We start from the raw sequence: 13,701 nt of genomic DNA, 5'->3' as shown, positions 1-13,701 counted from the left end.
TTCTCCTTAAAATTTATAATCGTCGATTACGCTTGTGGGTAAAAAGTTTTACCATTTGCCGCCATATCACGAATCATTTGTGGCGCTTCATAGGCTTTACCTAAGCTTGCGTATTTGTCGCAAAGGGCTAGGTAATTTTGTAGACCGATTTGGTCGATGTAACGACATGGGCCACCACGGAATGGCGGGAAACCAATACCCATAATCATCGCCATGTCTGCCTCTGCAGGCGTCGATACGATGTTGTCCTCTAAACAGCGAACCGTTTCATTACATAATGCAATCATCAAACGATCGATGATTTCCTGGTCTTCAAACTGTTTTGGCGCATCGATAAATGGTTTTAATAATTCAACGGTTTGTGGATCGGCAGTTTTAACTGGCTTGCCTTTTTTATCCGTTTCGTATTTGTAGAAACCAACGCCATTTTTTTGACCTAAGCGATTGGCTTCAAACAATATCTGACCGCTCACTTTGTAGTCTGGTTTCATACGGTCTGGGAAGCCTTCCGCCATCACTTCTGCCCCGTGAACCCCTGTGTCGATACCCACAACGTCCATCAAGTAAGCAGGACCCATTGGCCAGCCAAATTTTTCCATGACTTTATCGATTTGAACAAAATCAGCACCTTGTTTGATCAATAAGTCAAACGCACCGAAATAAGGGAATAATACGCGGTTTACTAAGAAACCTGGGCAGTCATTTACCACCACGGGCACTTTACCCATTTTTTCTGCTAACGCGACCGTAGTCGCTACCGCTTCTTCGCTTGATTTTTCACCACGAATTACTTCAACTAGGGGCATACGATGGACTGGGTTAAAGAAGTGCATACCGACGAAGTTTTCTGGGCGCTCAAGTACCGATGCAAGATAAGTAATTGAAATGGTAGAAGTGTTAGATGCCAAGATTGCATCTTTTTTCACCAAACCTTCAACTTCTTTTAATACCGCGTGTTTAACTTTTGGATTTTCAACAACCGCTTCAATCACGATGTCAGTCTCACCAAAATCACCGTAGTTTAGCGTAGGACGGATACGGCTTAAGGTTTCGCCCATTTGTGCTGGGGTTACTTTACCGCGTGCCATACCGCTTGATAGGTGTTTGCTGGCCTCGCGCATACCTAAGTCAAGTTGCTCTGACTTGATGTCTTTCATGATGATTGGCAAGCCTTTTGAGGCAGCTTGGTAAGCGATACCGCCACCCATGATACCTGCGCCCAATACAGCAGCTTCTTTAATATCATGCGCTTTGGCGCTGTGAGTTTTAGCGAGTTTGCGAACGGCTTGGTCGTTTAAGAATAGACCGACTAGGCTTTCTGCTTGTGGGGTTTTTGCTGCTTTTGCAAAACCTGCAGATTCAATTTCTAACGCTTTGTCACGTGGTAGGTTCACGTGTTTTTCGATAGACTCTAACGCGATTTTTGGCGCTGGGTACTGCGCTGGATTGGCTTTTGAGAACAGTGCACCTTTGGCTGAATTAAATGCCATCGCTTGTTCTAAGGCGTTTAATTTGACTGGATTGATTTTTTCGTCATGGCGTGCTTTCCAATCTAGATCGCCTGCGATACATTTTTTGACTAAATCAATCGCTGAAGCCTCTAACTGGTCAGCGGCAACAACCGCATCCACCATACCGACTTTTAATGCAGCGGCTGGTTTTTGTGCTTCGCCAGTTGCAATGATTTCAAGCGCGTTATCGATACCGATGATACGTGGCAAACGCACTGAACCACCAAAGCCTGGGAAGATGCCCAATTTAACTTCGGGTAAACCGATGCTCGCTTTGTCACTCATGACACGGTAGTCACACACCAACGTCATCTCTGTACCACCGCCCATTGATGCGCCATTGATTGCCGCAACTTTTGGGAAAGGCAGGTCTTCAAAACGGTTGAATGTTTTGTTGATGTCAAGTACCCAAGAAGCAATCTCGCCTTCTGGTTTTTTGAAGTTACCAACAAATTCAGTGATGTCCGCACCAGCGATGAAAACTTTTTTTCCTGAAGTAACGATTAGACCTTTAACGTCTGAAGATTGTTCTAATGCCGTGACTGCTTCGCCAAATTCTTTGATGGTGGTTTGGTCAAATTTATTAACGCTCTCAGTTTGATTATCGTAGTTTAATTTAGCAATACCGTCTTCGAGTAGCGATACCGAGATGCTATTTCCTTGATAAATCATTGCTAACTCCTTGAGTTATGTTGAAATCAACGGGGAAAACCGAAAAAATGATGTTTTGCACGATGTCTTTATATGATGTCTTTAAAAGATGCTTGTTAAAAGATGCTTATTAAAATTTTTACATACCGCAGACAAAACAAAATCTTGACTAGTTTACTATGTTTGCGATAAGTTGAGAATAACGCAAATGACTGTTTAGTCATTGGCTAGCCCTTGTGTATCTTTACCCTTGTGTATCCTTATTTGTATCTTACAGATTTTTCATAGTAAGCGAAAAACATGGCAAAATTTTTAAAACCTTATCAGTTGGTCACTATCTTATCTTTATTGGCGATGACCCACCCGCTCAATGCTACACCCGTACAGACCGTTATCCATTTTGGCAAAAACCAAACCAGTAAAATGTGGGTTGGTCAATTATCGCCCAAGCAAGACAGCCTACTTTATCAATTCAACGCTAGCAAAAATCAATACGCAACCTTAGTATTGATGCCTCGTAGGGGCTATGCTGAATTTGCCAATGTCGGTGTTATTATATCCCCTACGGGAAACGTTGATGGGGGCAAAGGCGGTATTGTTTATCAAGGCTGCTTGCCACAATCAGGCAACTACACCATCCGCATCGCACGCAATTTGATGGCTAGCAACGGCGCCGCTGCAGGTTTTGTTGCCAAACTTACTATCTTACCAGTTGGCAAAAGTCAGCAAAAATGTCCTTAAAGTAGCCAATTTTTATCCCTAAATCCTCTATTTGAATTCGACATACTGCTTGACATAATTGGCGCTTAGCGTGGTGGAATTGACACAAATCTGTAAACTGCCAACAGGCACCTCACTTTCGAATTCCTGCAGATGCGCTTTGATAGCGTCGGCAATCCGCTGCGCCAATGATTGAATGGTAGCGTCATCACGCCCTGGCATCAGATAAAAATGCGCCATAACAAAGGCTTCATCTCCGCTATCGGTCAGTCCCACCAATACGTGGTTTGGGTAGTAGATACGTGATTTGATATCACTTTGTAGCTTAAAACTGCCAGACTGCCATAACGTATCATTGACCCGTGCTAATAGGTTATCAGGCTGACTAATAAGATGGTCGTGACTCACTTCAATAATGACATTGGGCATGGTGTTATCCTTTACTCTTGAATTAAATCTGCAAATTTGGCGTTTACTGCGCCTGCTAAATCTGACGGCGACAACTCAATTTCCAAGCCGCGTCTACCGCCACTACAATAAATGGTTGCAAAGTGTTGTGCCGACTGATCGATGACCGTGGGCAGGCGTTTTTTTTGACCGAGCGGGCTTACCCCACCTAGCACATAGCCTGTGGTACGTTCTACCAATTTGGGATCTGCCATTTGTGCTTTTTTACTACCGATGGCTTTGGCGATTTTTTTTAGGTTTAGTAAATGCTCAACAGGCAATATCGCAACAGCGAGTTTGTCATTGTCGTCTTGCACTACCAAGGTTTTAAATACCCGTTTCGGCTCAACTTGTAGTTTTTCTGCCGCTTCAAGCCCATAGCTTTCACTATGCGCGTCATGATGGTATTCATGTAATTGGAAGTTGATTTTTAGTTTTTTGGCAAGATTAACGGCAGGTGTCATAGCGGTTTCTTAACAGGGTTTGGTGATTGAACATAGTCATTCATCATAACTAAACTGCGGGTTAAAACAAAGCACATTGGGTATAAAAAACGTATAAAAAAACCAGCCAACTATTTTGCTAGTGACTGGATTTAGTGAAGTGCTAGATACTAGTTGTTGCCTAGGCTTGAATGTATAGCCTTGATTTTATAAATGGCGCACTACCTATTAGCTTGCTTTTGAGACCATATAATCAACGGCAGCTTTTACTTCATCATCAGAGGCTTGACTACCGCCTTTGGCTGGCATTACACCAGATTTTCCTTGATAGCCGCCGATGGCGTGTTTATACAGCGTCTCTTTACCTTGCGCAATGCGGGGTGCCCAAGCGGCTTTATCAGCAAGTTTTGGTGCACCCATTAAGCCTGCTGTGTGACAAGTGGTACATACACTACCAAACAATTTTTCGCCAGCATCAGCAGAAACTGGGGTAGCGGTTGCTGTCGTCGTGGTGGCAGCGGCTGAAGCGGCTGTCGGTGGCACAAATGAAGCAGGCTGTGAAGCCACTGGCATGGGATGGTTTGCACGAGCGATTTCACCTTGCTGTGCAGCAATTTCTTCGGTTGGTTTGCTTTCGGCTGACTCATGCTTACTACATGCGCTCATGGTAAGACCCAAGGCAATCATAAGACTGGCTAGCGTGGCATTGCGTGTTGATATCGGTAGCATAACCTTTTCCTTTCAAATAAGGTGAAATCTAATTTCACATCAATGTATAAATTTTTAATAGCCCTACAAACTGTTTTTGCATGGTAATGTTTTGCGTGGTAATGCCGACTGGCAAATGGCTAGTACGACATTTAGCGGTATGTTGTTATCACATGAGAATTAGTGACTATATTAGCATTACTGCGGTATGAATAAAATAACATTTTAAAGCCACCTTGCTAAATCATTACTATCATTGTGTATTTTGTTACGATGACAGGCAAAATTTTTTTACTGGCTAGATAAAATAGGGCAATTGGCTAGGAGGAGGATTTTTTAATTTAACAGGTTATGAAAAAGCTAAAATTTACATTGACTTACATGCAATATTTAGTTAAAATTCGCACCTATTTTTATCCTAATCTGAGCTGATGCCAAACCATGGGTAGGTTGGCTAATAATCACCTATACAGCCGGATTAATGTTCCTGACCCACTAACCCCGCTTTGTTGATAGCACGTTAACTGTCTATCACTCAGCCTAGACTTAAGGAGTCTACATGCCAGCAGTAAAGGTAAAAGAGAACGAACCTGTAGATATCGCAATTCGCCGCTTTAAACGTGCTTGTGAGAAAGCCGGTATTTTAGCAGATGTACGTAAACATGAGTTCTATGAAAAACCAACTCAAGAACGTAAACGCAAAAAAGCAGCTGCGGTAAAACGTTACAAAAAGAAAATGTCACGTGAATCAGTACGCACGACTCGTCTTTACTAAGGTAATTTGTCGACAGACAACCCAATACCAGTAAATGATAAAATCCACTTTGTTAAGTGGATTTTTTTATGCTATGTTGCTAGCCACAATTTTAAAAACGCCATTAGCTAACATGAGGGAGCGTTAAAACCATGAGTACCATAAAAGACACCCTGACCGATGTGGTCAAAACCGCCATGAAAGCGCGTGAGCTTGAAAAAGTTAAAGTGCTACGCAGCGTACAAGCGGTGATAAAACAAATTGAAATTGACCGCCAAATAACGCTCGATGATGCAGGTGTACTAGACATCTTACAAAAGCAAACCAAGCAGCGCCAAGAGTCGCTCGCGATTTTTGCCGCCAATGGTCGGGAAGACTTGGCACAAAAAGAACAATTCGAGATTGATGTGATTAGTCAATTCTTGCCACAACCCATGAGTGAAGCAGAAATTGCCAATCTGGTAGCTGCTGAAATTGCTGAGCAAGGCGCCACTTCAATGCAGCAAATGGGCGCTGTGATGAATTCGCTGAAAGTCAAAACCGCAGGTCGCGCTGACCCCGCTTTGATTTCAAAGTTGGTCAAAGCGACATTGGGTTAACCCTTTAAAACATGATAAAAAAGCCATAAGATTTGTACTTATGGCTTTTTTATTGGGTAAATTGTTACTGATGGGTTTGCATCACCTGAGAAAGCAAGTCTAAAGTTTCTACCAGTGGCAGTCCAACCACATTGCTATAACTACCGTCAATCGCTTTGACCCACGCAGCACCCAGCCCTTGAATGGCATAACCGCCTGCTTTGTCTTGTGGTTCGCCTGTATGCCAATAATGCGCCATCATGCTGTCAGTAAGTGCGATAAATTTGACATCGGTTCTCACCACAGTGCGGTCAGCATAATCCATCTGCCATTGACCGCTACGCTGCGCCATTCGGCTCACTTGTACCGCGGTCCATACTTGGTGCGAGGCATTGCTCATTTGCCGCCACATCGCACAGGCATCGGCAAAATCGTTAGGTTTTTGCAGCACTGCCCCATCCGGCAATACGCCAATGGTATCGGCGGTAATCACCACACACTCGGTCATAGCGTTTGGCAAAACTTGTAAAGCGGCTTGCGCTTTTTGACTCACCATACGCCCAATATAGTCAATCGCCGATTCCTCTGCTAGCGGTGATTCATCAATGCTAACTGCCGCGCAAGTATGTGGCACCGCAACTTGATCTAACAACTCACGCCGCCTCGGTGATGTGGACGCCAAGATAATCGGTATAGTGGCATTAAACTGATACATAGTAACTTCTCAATACGCTTATCGCGTATAACGCAGCATGACAGCGACTAATAGTGGCCAAATTAAGGTGCTGACGGCAACGGTATAAAGTAATTGGGGTGCGAACACCCCTTGGGTAAATAAATGCAGAAAAATTAACGCAAGTTGATAAATCAGCAAACAGGCGCCCGCAAGCAACCATACCAAGTTTGAGGACAATTGACGTAAATAACCACTAACAAACTTAATAAAAAACGCCACCAGCACTGCACATAAGGCTTGCTGACCGATTCGGCTATCTGTGAGTAAATCAGCAAACAAACCAACCACAAACGCCAATCCCATACCAATCAAAGTCGGTTGAAATATCAGCCAAAAAATCAGCATCATGATCATCCACATCGGACGAAATAGCGCAATCTCTGCCGACAGCGGATACACACTGAGTACCGATGCGATGATAAAACTGATTGCCATCACAATATATAAATGCTGTTTGGTTTTTTTGCGCTGAACGACGACCATAATCAGTGATTTTAAACCTTTTGCTGAAGCAGTAAAACATAAGACGTATTGATAAAATTGGCAGCGGGTTTCACCATAATCTTGGCATAGCCCCCCGCTTGCTCGGCTTCTACTTTTGCCACGCGCCCAACAGGAAATCCGGCAGGAATACGACCGCCAAGCCCTGATGAAATAAGCTCATCACCAATGCGTACATCCGATGCCTTAAAGATATAATCTAGCACCAAATACTGCGGATTACCTTTGCCCGATACGATGGCTTTTTGCCCGGTACGTTTGATAGTCACTGCAACGGATTGTTGGTCATCACTGATTAACACCACACGGCAGGTATCGGGATAAACATTGACGACTTGTCCAAGAATGCCGTTTTCATCAATCACCGTTTGCCCGACAATCACTCCGTCTTTGCTGCCTTTATTGATGACCACCATTTGCCGCAGTGGATTGCTATCGGTACCAATCACGTGCGACAACAGCAAATTAAACTGGTCTGGTGTGGTGGCAGATAAAATCCCTTGCAGTCGGGCATTTTGCGCAACAAGATAATCTTGCTGCTGCAACTGCGCTTTGGCATGCACCAGCTCAGCTTTTAACTGGACATTCTCACGGCGTAACGCTTCTTTTTCGGTCATAGTACTATCAAGCCAGCCTGCAAAAAAACTTGGGTAAGCCGATACTTGATAGATGGGCTGCATGGCGGCATGGGTCACGGTACGTACTGGCTGAAACCAACTGCTATTTTTACTATCCAATAACATCAGCACAATCGCCGCAAACACCACAATAAGGGTCTTGCGAATGGCGAGTGGTTGTTGGGTAAAAATGGTAAGTGACATAAGTAACATCCAAGTAAAATCGTGACAGTCAATACAGCAAGCGGCATAACACAGATAAGGGTAACAAAAATCTTTTAAAAAAAGCTATCGTAAAATCATCTTGTCAATAAAGCAATAAAACCGCTATTAAAAAATAGCGGTTAACGGTAACACATCAGTTAACATCAGACAAAAATCATATTCAATGCTTTGTTATTGATAAACTCTAGCGCTTTACCACCACCACGGCTGACACAAGTCAAGGGGTCTTCAGCTACCGTGACAGGCAAGCCTGTCTCGCGTGAAATCAGCTCATCAAGATTGCGTAATAGTGCGCCACCACCGGTTAATACAATACCACGCTCTGCGATATCGGCTGATAATTCAGGCGGCGTTTGCTCAAGCGCCGCTTTGACACCTGAGATAATACCAGCAATAGGATCGCTTAAGGCTTTTTGGATTTCGGCGGATGTCACCACAAATGATTTAGGCACCCCTTCTGCCATACTACGACCACGCACTTCCACTTCCAAGGGGTTTTCGGGATCTTCAATTGCCGTTCCTACTTCGGTTTTGATACGTTCAGCCGTGGTTTCACCAATCACACAGCCGTGGGTACGGCGGACATGAGTAATAATCGCTTCATCAAACACATCACCGCCGATACGGATGGAGTCGGCATACACACAGCCTGATAGCGCAATCACCGCAATCTCTGTGGTACCACCCCCGATATCCACCACCATCGAACCGCTGGCTTCATGCACGGGTAATCCTGCACCAATCGCAGCTGCCATAGGCTCTTCAAGCAATAAAGCTTTGTTTGCGCCTGCTGATTCAACCGCTTCACGAATCGCACGACGTTCTACCAAGGTTGATTTACAAGGCACACAAACAATCACGTTTGGATTGGCCAAAAAGCGTTTCACTTTCACTTTGTTGATAAAATGCTTGAGCATTTTTTGGGTCACTTCAAAATCGGCAATCACACCGTCTTTGAGTGGACGAATCGCAGTGATATTATCTGGGGTACGACCTAGCATTTGTTTGGCATCAAGACCGACGGCCGCAACGGTAGGATTTTGGGTACGGTTACTACGAAGCGCAACAACCGTTGGTTCATTGAGGACCACACCTTTACCTGGGGTGAAAATTAACGTGTTGGCAGTGCCAAGGTCGATGGCGATATTACTTGATAAAAATCCGAAAAGGCTCATGTATCATTTCCCAGTGATAACAAAACTACACTGCAAGCAAAGCAGAAATTAGCGGGGTGTCTAATCGCACATCGAGTCAAGGACGCATTTTTTAAAAGCATTTATTTAAAAGCTTTTAATGCCGATGTTTCTAATGCCCGTGTTTCAAAACCACCCTATTGTGCCCACTAACAAAAAAATCTGAAGCAAGCTGCTTACCGCTGCTGTATTTTACATAAAAAATAGCAAGAAACTCTTAACGATTAATAGTTAAAAGGCTATCTTTTTACATAAAAAAAAGTGACGATGATTTTAAAGAAGTTTAGGCGATAGTGACTTTAATGCGATTAATTTGCGTTTAGTAAGAATAGTGCTAGATTATAGCGGTAAAATATCGCAAAATATAGTGATTTAATCACATTCTATCTTTATTCACGAATTTTTTGTGACAAATTATTTAGGTCACATCACCCTATTTTTTCAAATTTGTTATTAAAAGCAACTAAACTTATGCAACTGTTTTTTATCAAGTTTTATCACGCTTTATTATAGCCTGTTGCTATAATTGGCTGGTGTAAAATCGCATCAAACATTTGCCTTGTTTGTCCGTTTTTTATTTTTGTTTGTACTTAAGGAACTCATCATGTCGCAGACGCTTTCAACTGATGAAATTATGAACATCGCCAAACTTGCTCGACTTGGCGTGACTACTGAGCAGGCAGATAGTTATGCCAATGACCTAAGCAAAATTCTATCGATGATGGATATTTTGGCAGAGGTCAATACTGACAATATCGCACCGCTTACCAATGTCCATGATATGACCCAGCCACTGCGTGAAGATGTTATTGGCGGTAATGGGGTCGAAGTCAATCGTGAGCTAAATCAGTCCATTGCGCCAAGTGTCGCTGATGGTCTATACCTTGTACCACAGGTCATTGAATAAACCACAGCTCATCGAATAACTTGTCAAATTTTTGTTAATTAATTATAAGTGAAAATTATGTCTGAACTACATACGTTTTCGGTTGCCCAATTGGCAGCAGGTCTAAAAAATAAAGACTTTAGCAGTACCGAACTTACCCAACATTTTCTTAATCGGATTACCCAGCATGATAAAGCCATTAATAGCTTTATCACAGTCACGCCTGAACAAGCATTAGCGCAAGCTGCCGCCGCCGATAAATTATTGGCAGAAGGCAAAGGCGCAGACTTGACGGGCGTGCCACTGGCTCATAAAGACATTTTTTGTACCCAAGGCGTTTTAACCACTTGTGGCTCAAAAATGCTAGAAAACTTTGTGGCGCCTTACAACGCCACCATCGTTGAAAACTGCCAAAATGCAGGCTTAGTTATGCTTGGCAAAACCAGCATGGATGAGTTCGCGATGGGCTCGGACAATGAGTCATCATACTTTGGCGCCGTGCACAACCCTTGGGATATCAGCCGTGTACCAGGCGGCTCATCGGGCGGGAGCGCAGCTGCGGTTGCGGCAGGTTTTGCGCCCTTTGCCACAGGCTCGGATACCGGCGGCTCGATTCGCCAACCTGCGTCATTTTGTGGCTTGACAGGGATTAAGCCAACTTACGGACGTGTCTCACGTTATGGCATGGTGGCGTATGCGTCAAGTTTTGACCAAGCTGGCAGCTTTGGTAAAACCGCAGAAGATTGTGCTTATTTGCTCAACGTGTTATCAGGTCATGACAGCAAAGACTCAACATCTGCCAACAAAGACGTGCCGGATTTTTTCACTAGTTTGACCAGCAAACGCCAAGCCAATGCCAGCCATGATAAACCGCTTCAAGGGTTACGCATCGGTATCCCAACCGAATACTTTGCCGATGGCTTAAATAGCGAGGTTAAAGCCAGTGTAGAAGCGGCATTAAAACAATACCAAGCCTTGGGTGCAAGCTTGGTAGATGTGAATTTGACCAAACCTGAAATCACCCTTGCCACTTATTATTTGCTCGCCCCAGCCGAAGCTTCATCTAACTTATCGCGTTATGATGGGGTGCGTTATGGCTACCGCTGTGATAGCCCAAAAAACTTGGAAGATTTATACACCCGCTCACGTTCTGAAGGCTTTGGTGCCGAAGTACAGCGCCGTATTTTGATGGGTACCTATGCGCTATCAGCGGGTTATTTTGATGCCTACTATGTCAAAGCGCAAAAAGTGCGCCGCCTCATCAGCCAAGATTTTACCAAAGCCTTTGAAAGCTGTGATGTCATTGCCACCCCAACTGCGCCAACGACGGCTTATAAAATCGGTGCAAGCCTTAGCCCTGCCGAAATTTATATGGGGGATGTTTATACCATTGGCGTGAATTTAGCCGGTTTACCTTCATTAAGCCATCCGGTGGGTTTTGATGGTGACAATCTGCCTGTCGGCTTACAGCTGATTGCAAAGGCATGGGATGAAGAGACGCTACTGCAAACTGCCGATGCGTATCAGCAAGTCACTGATTTTCACCAACAACTATCACCCATCGCCAAAGCCTAAGGAGCCTTGTTATGACAAACGAAAATAAACCGCAAGCGCCTTTAGTGGATGGCTATGAAGTGGTTATCGGTATTGAAATCCACTGCCAACTCAACACCAACACCAAAATTTTCTCATCGGCTTCCACCCTATTTGGGCAAGAACCCAACACCCAAGCCAATATTGTTGACCTAGCCATGCCAGGTGCGCTGCCTGTACTCAACAAAGATGTGGTAGAAAAAGCGGTGATGTTTGGGCTTGGCGTCAATGCTGAAATTGGCATGATGAACGCCTTTGACCGTAAAAATTATTTTTATCCCGACTTGCCAAAAGGCTACCAAATCAGCCAAATGGCGCACCCGATTGTCGGTACAGGCTATATCGACATCGTGGTCAATGAAGGTGAAAAAAACGAATATCCCAAACGTATTCACATTACCCGTGCTCACTTAGAAGAAGATGCCGGCAAATCGGTGCATGATGCGGTGCCACAAATGACAGGCGTGGATTTAAACCGCGCCGGTACGCCGCTGATTGAAATCGTCTCGGAGCCTGATATGCGCTCAGCTGCTGAGGCGGTTGCCTATGTCAAAGCCATTCACCAGTTGGTCACTTGGCTCGGTATTTCTGATGCCATTATGGCGGAAGGCTCATTCCGTGCCGACTGTAACGTCTCCGTGCGAAAACCCGGTGCCGACTTGGGTACTCGCTGTGAGATTAAGAACCTTAACTCGTTTCGCTTTATTGAGCGTGCCATCACGGTGGAAATCGAGCGTCAAATTGACTTGATTGAAGACGGCGGCAAAGTCATACAAGCCACTCGCCTATATGATCCCGATAAAGACGAAACGCGCTCAATGCGTACCAAGGAAGAAGCCAATGACTACCGCTACTTCCCAGACCCAGACCTTTTACCTGTGCATATTGATACCGCAACTTTTGAACAAATCAAAAACGCCATGCCAGAGTTGCCAGTGGCACGTCGTGAGCGTTTTCAATCGGCGCTTGGCTTACCTGAATATGATAGCCGTATTTTAACCGCTAGCCGTTCGCTCGCTGATTACTTTGAGCAAGTAGTGGCAAAAGTCGGTCATGATAACGCCAAACTGGCTGCTAACTGGATAATGGGTGACCTGCTCGGTGCGCTAAATAAAGATGAAAAAACCATTGAGCAAAGCCCGATTTCAGTGAGCCAATTTGCCAAACTGTTAGAACGCATCAAAGACAATACGCTATCAGGCAAACTGGCTAAGCAAGCCTTTATCGCCCTATTCGCTGGCGAAGGCGGTGACGATGACACAGCCGTGGATAAAATCATTGCAGATAAAGGTTTAAAACAAGAAACCGATACAGGCGCGATTAAAGCGATTGTCGAAGACGTGTTGAAAAACAACCAAGCGATGGTCGATGAGTACAAGTCAGGCAAGGAAAAAGCCTTTAACGGTCTTGTCGGTCAAGTGATGAAAGCCTCCAAAGGCAAAGCCAACCCGGCTCAAGTTAATCAGCTGTTAAAAGAACTAATTGGATAAGTTGGTATTGCAAATTCTGTCATTTTTGGTAGAATAGTACACCTTTCGGGGCGTAGCGCAGTCTGGTAGCGCACTTGCATGGGGTGCAAGGGGTCGCGAGTTCGAATCCCGCCGTTCCGACCAAATTAAAAAGGCTTACGTTTTCGTAGGCCTTTTTCTTTTTTGAGCTTTTTTTTTACCTATTGTCACAGTATTTTTACGTGAATATGACAGTAGTTTTTTTGTTTTGATAGATAATTTTTTGATAAAATTTTCTCACTATTTGGCCGTATTTATTTGACTGTATTTTTTGAAAAATCATGAGCTCGAGCATTAAATTATTCCTTGCTAAGTATAAACTGACAAATTTGGCTGCGGCTTTGGTATGCGCTGTTTTACCCCTCCCCGCGCAAGCCGATAGCGGTCATCAAGCACAAACCAACAAAGATGCGATTGTACGTTCTTGTCCCAATCGTCTATGCCCCGTGGTGCAGACCCTGCCCAAAGGCGTCAAGTTTAGCTGGGTATTAGCCAAAAATGGCTTTGTGAACATTGCCGATTCTACCTTGTGGGTATCCACTGCTGACATCAAATAACTGGTTGTATGTTTTCAAATTTTTCTTAAAAAGCCTGTCATGAATATGATGGGCTTTTTTGTTATGATAGTCT

At 44.2% G+C, this 13,701-nt stretch carries 15 protein-coding genes and 1 tRNA gene; 8 read left to right on the top strand and 8 right to left on the bottom strand.

Annotated elements, in window-relative coordinates:
- Positions 1 to 26 precede the first annotated feature (26 nt).
- Entirely contained in the window at positions 27 to 2,183 is a 2,157-nt protein-coding gene (gene fadB / locus RNZ41_RS02190; RefSeq protein WP_314027469.1) for a fatty acid oxidation complex subunit alpha FadB, read from the bottom strand.
- Positions 2,184 to 2,462: 279 nt separating this feature from the next.
- On the opposite strand from fadB, the gene RNZ41_RS02185 reads away from it, so the two are divergent.
- Positions 2,463 to 2,903, top strand: coding sequence for a hypothetical protein (locus RNZ41_RS02185; RefSeq protein ID WP_144918032.1), 441 nt, complete (start codon positions 2,463 to 2,465; stop codon positions 2,901 to 2,903).
- A 27-nt stretch (positions 2,904 to 2,930) separates the two neighbouring features.
- Here the strand turns inward: RNZ41_RS02185 and RNZ41_RS02180 are convergent, their stop codons facing one another.
- The 3 genes from RNZ41_RS02180 to RNZ41_RS02170 form a co-directional block, all read right to left on the bottom strand.
- On the bottom strand, positions 2,931 to 3,311 hold the full coding sequence (locus RNZ41_RS02180; RefSeq protein WP_203172258.1) for a 5-carboxymethyl-2-hydroxymuconate Delta-isomerase: 381 nt from the start codon (positions 3,309 to 3,311) through the stop codon (positions 2,931 to 2,933).
- Positions 3,312 to 3,322: 11 nt separating this feature from the next.
- Complete coding sequence (ybaK, locus tag RNZ41_RS02175; protein ID WP_007115525.1) at positions 3,323 to 3,793, bottom strand: Cys-tRNA(Pro) deacylase; 471 nt, start codon at positions 3,791 to 3,793, stop codon at positions 3,323 to 3,325.
- Between the two features lie 207 nt (positions 3,794 to 4,000).
- A complete protein-coding gene (locus tag RNZ41_RS02170) occupies positions 4,001 to 4,501 on the bottom strand; it encodes a c-type cytochrome (protein ID WP_065253379.1) in 501 nt (166 codons plus the stop codon).
- A 538-nt stretch (positions 4,502 to 5,039) separates the two neighbouring features.
- On the opposite strand from RNZ41_RS02170, the gene rpsU reads away from it, so the two are divergent.
- Together rpsU and RNZ41_RS02160 are read left to right on the top strand one after the other, a co-directional pair.
- Entirely contained in the window at positions 5,040 to 5,255 is a 216-nt protein-coding gene (gene rpsU, locus RNZ41_RS02165; RefSeq protein WP_007115522.1) for a 30S ribosomal protein S21, read from the top strand.
- A gap of 131 nt (positions 5,256 to 5,386) precedes the next feature.
- A complete protein-coding gene (locus RNZ41_RS02160) occupies positions 5,387 to 5,833 on the top strand; it encodes a GatB/YqeY domain-containing protein (RefSeq protein WP_065253380.1) in 447 nt (148 codons plus the stop codon).
- A 64-nt stretch (positions 5,834 to 5,897) separates the two neighbouring features.
- On the opposite strand, the gene RNZ41_RS02155 is transcribed toward RNZ41_RS02160, so the two are convergent.
- The 4 genes from RNZ41_RS02155 to RNZ41_RS02140 form a co-directional block, all read right to left on the bottom strand.
- The gene (locus tag RNZ41_RS02155; protein ID WP_096489319.1) at positions 5,898 to 6,527 is read right to left on the bottom strand and encodes a Maf family protein; all 630 of its coding nucleotides are present in this window, start codon (positions 6,525 to 6,527) and stop codon (positions 5,898 to 5,900) included.
- Positions 6,528 to 6,545: 18 nt separating this feature from the next.
- Positions 6,546 to 7,031 (bottom strand): rod shape-determining protein MreD, encoded by a 486-nt coding sequence (gene mreD, locus RNZ41_RS02150; protein ID WP_159676651.1) that lies wholly within the window; start codon positions 7,029 to 7,031, stop codon positions 6,546 to 6,548.
- Positions 7,032 to 7,042: 11 nt separating this feature from the next.
- Positions 7,043 to 7,870 carry a rod shape-determining protein MreC gene (gene mreC, locus RNZ41_RS02145; RefSeq protein ID WP_036598406.1) on the bottom strand — a complete coding sequence of 276 codons (828 nt, stop codon included), beginning with the start codon at positions 7,868 to 7,870 and terminating at the stop codon, positions 7,043 to 7,045.
- A gap of 164 nt (positions 7,871 to 8,034) precedes the next feature.
- Positions 8,035 to 9,066 (bottom strand): rod shape-determining protein, encoded by a 1,032-nt coding sequence (locus RNZ41_RS02140; protein WP_065253383.1) that lies wholly within the window; start codon positions 9,064 to 9,066, stop codon positions 8,035 to 8,037.
- A 622-nt stretch (positions 9,067 to 9,688) separates the two neighbouring features.
- On the opposite strand from RNZ41_RS02140, the gene gatC reads away from it, so the two are divergent.
- The 5 genes from gatC to RNZ41_RS02115 all read left to right on the top strand — a co-directional run bounded on the left by gatC (position 9,689) and on the right by RNZ41_RS02115 (position 13,628).
- Positions 9,689 to 9,991: an Asp-tRNA(Asn)/Glu-tRNA(Gln) amidotransferase subunit GatC gene (gatC, locus tag RNZ41_RS02135; RefSeq protein ID WP_099834394.1), complete on the top strand. Its 303-nt coding sequence runs from the start codon at positions 9,689 to 9,691 to the stop codon at positions 9,989 to 9,991.
- A gap of 57 nt (positions 9,992 to 10,048) precedes the next feature.
- Positions 10,049 to 11,545, top strand: coding sequence for an Asp-tRNA(Asn)/Glu-tRNA(Gln) amidotransferase subunit GatA (gene gatA / locus RNZ41_RS02130; RefSeq protein WP_314027467.1), 1,497 nt, complete (start codon positions 10,049 to 10,051; stop codon positions 11,543 to 11,545).
- A gap of 11 nt (positions 11,546 to 11,556) precedes the next feature.
- A complete protein-coding gene (gene gatB / locus RNZ41_RS02125; RefSeq protein ID WP_312522415.1) occupies positions 11,557 to 13,053 on the top strand; it encodes an Asp-tRNA(Asn)/Glu-tRNA(Gln) amidotransferase subunit GatB in 1,497 nt (498 codons plus the stop codon).
- 46 nt (positions 13,054 to 13,099) lie between these two features.
- Positions 13,100 to 13,176: transfer RNA gene (locus tag RNZ41_RS02120), tRNA-Pro, on the top strand.
- 176 nt (positions 13,177 to 13,352) lie between these two features.
- The gene (locus RNZ41_RS02115) at positions 13,353 to 13,628 is read left to right on the top strand and encodes a hypothetical protein (protein ID WP_314027466.1); all 276 of its coding nucleotides are present in this window, start codon (positions 13,353 to 13,355) and stop codon (positions 13,626 to 13,628) included.
- The last annotated feature ends 73 nt before the right edge of the window (positions 13,629 to 13,701 follow it).

This window comes from Moraxella sp. DOX410, assembly GCF_032248735.1.
In the GTDB taxonomy this organism is placed as follows: domain Bacteria; phylum Pseudomonadota; class Gammaproteobacteria; order Pseudomonadales; family Moraxellaceae; genus Faucicola; species Faucicola tetraodonis.
Note: the sequence above shows the minus strand (reverse complement) of the source record. Positions and strands in the feature narration are given on the sequence as shown.

Bases quoted from the DNA above. Each gene is read 5' to 3' on its own strand.
- fadB (WP_314027469.1), bottom strand. From the start codon at position 2,183: ATGATTTATCAAGGAAATAGCATCTCGGTATCGCTACTCGAAGACGGT.
- RNZ41_RS02185 (WP_144918032.1), top strand. From the start codon at position 2,463: ATGGCAAAATTTTTAAAACCTTATCAGTTGGTCACTATCTTATCTTTA.
- RNZ41_RS02180 (WP_203172258.1), bottom strand. From the start codon at position 3,311: ATGCCCAATGTCATTATTGAAGTGAGTCACGACCATCTTATTAGTCAG.
- ybaK (WP_007115525.1), bottom strand. From the start codon at position 3,793: ATGACACCTGCCGTTAATCTTGCCAAAAAACTAAAAATCAACTTCCAA.
- RNZ41_RS02170 (WP_065253379.1), bottom strand. From the start codon at position 4,501: ATGCTACCGATATCAACACGCAATGCCACGCTAGCCAGTCTTATGATT.
- rpsU (WP_007115522.1), top strand. From the start codon at position 5,040: ATGCCAGCAGTAAAGGTAAAAGAGAACGAACCTGTAGATATCGCAATT.
- RNZ41_RS02160 (WP_065253380.1), top strand. From the start codon at position 5,387: ATGAGTACCATAAAAGACACCCTGACCGATGTGGTCAAAACCGCCATG.
- RNZ41_RS02155 (WP_096489319.1), bottom strand. From the start codon at position 6,527: ATGTATCAGTTTAATGCCACTATACCGATTATCTTGGCGTCCACATCA.
- mreD (WP_159676651.1), bottom strand. From the start codon at position 7,031: ATGGTCGTCGTTCAGCGCAAAAAAACCAAACAGCATTTATATATTGTG.
- mreC (WP_036598406.1), bottom strand. From the start codon at position 7,870: ATGTCACTTACCATTTTTACCCAACAACCACTCGCCATTCGCAAGACC.
- RNZ41_RS02140 (WP_065253383.1), bottom strand. From the start codon at position 9,066: ATGAGCCTTTTCGGATTTTTATCAAGTAATATCGCCATCGACCTTGGC.
- gatC (WP_099834394.1), top strand. From the start codon at position 9,689: ATGTCGCAGACGCTTTCAACTGATGAAATTATGAACATCGCCAAACTT.
- gatA (WP_314027467.1), top strand. From the start codon at position 10,049: ATGTCTGAACTACATACGTTTTCGGTTGCCCAATTGGCAGCAGGTCTA.
- gatB (WP_312522415.1), top strand. From the start codon at position 11,557: ATGACAAACGAAAATAAACCGCAAGCGCCTTTAGTGGATGGCTATGAA.
- RNZ41_RS02115 (WP_314027466.1), top strand. From the start codon at position 13,353: ATGAGCTCGAGCATTAAATTATTCCTTGCTAAGTATAAACTGACAAAT.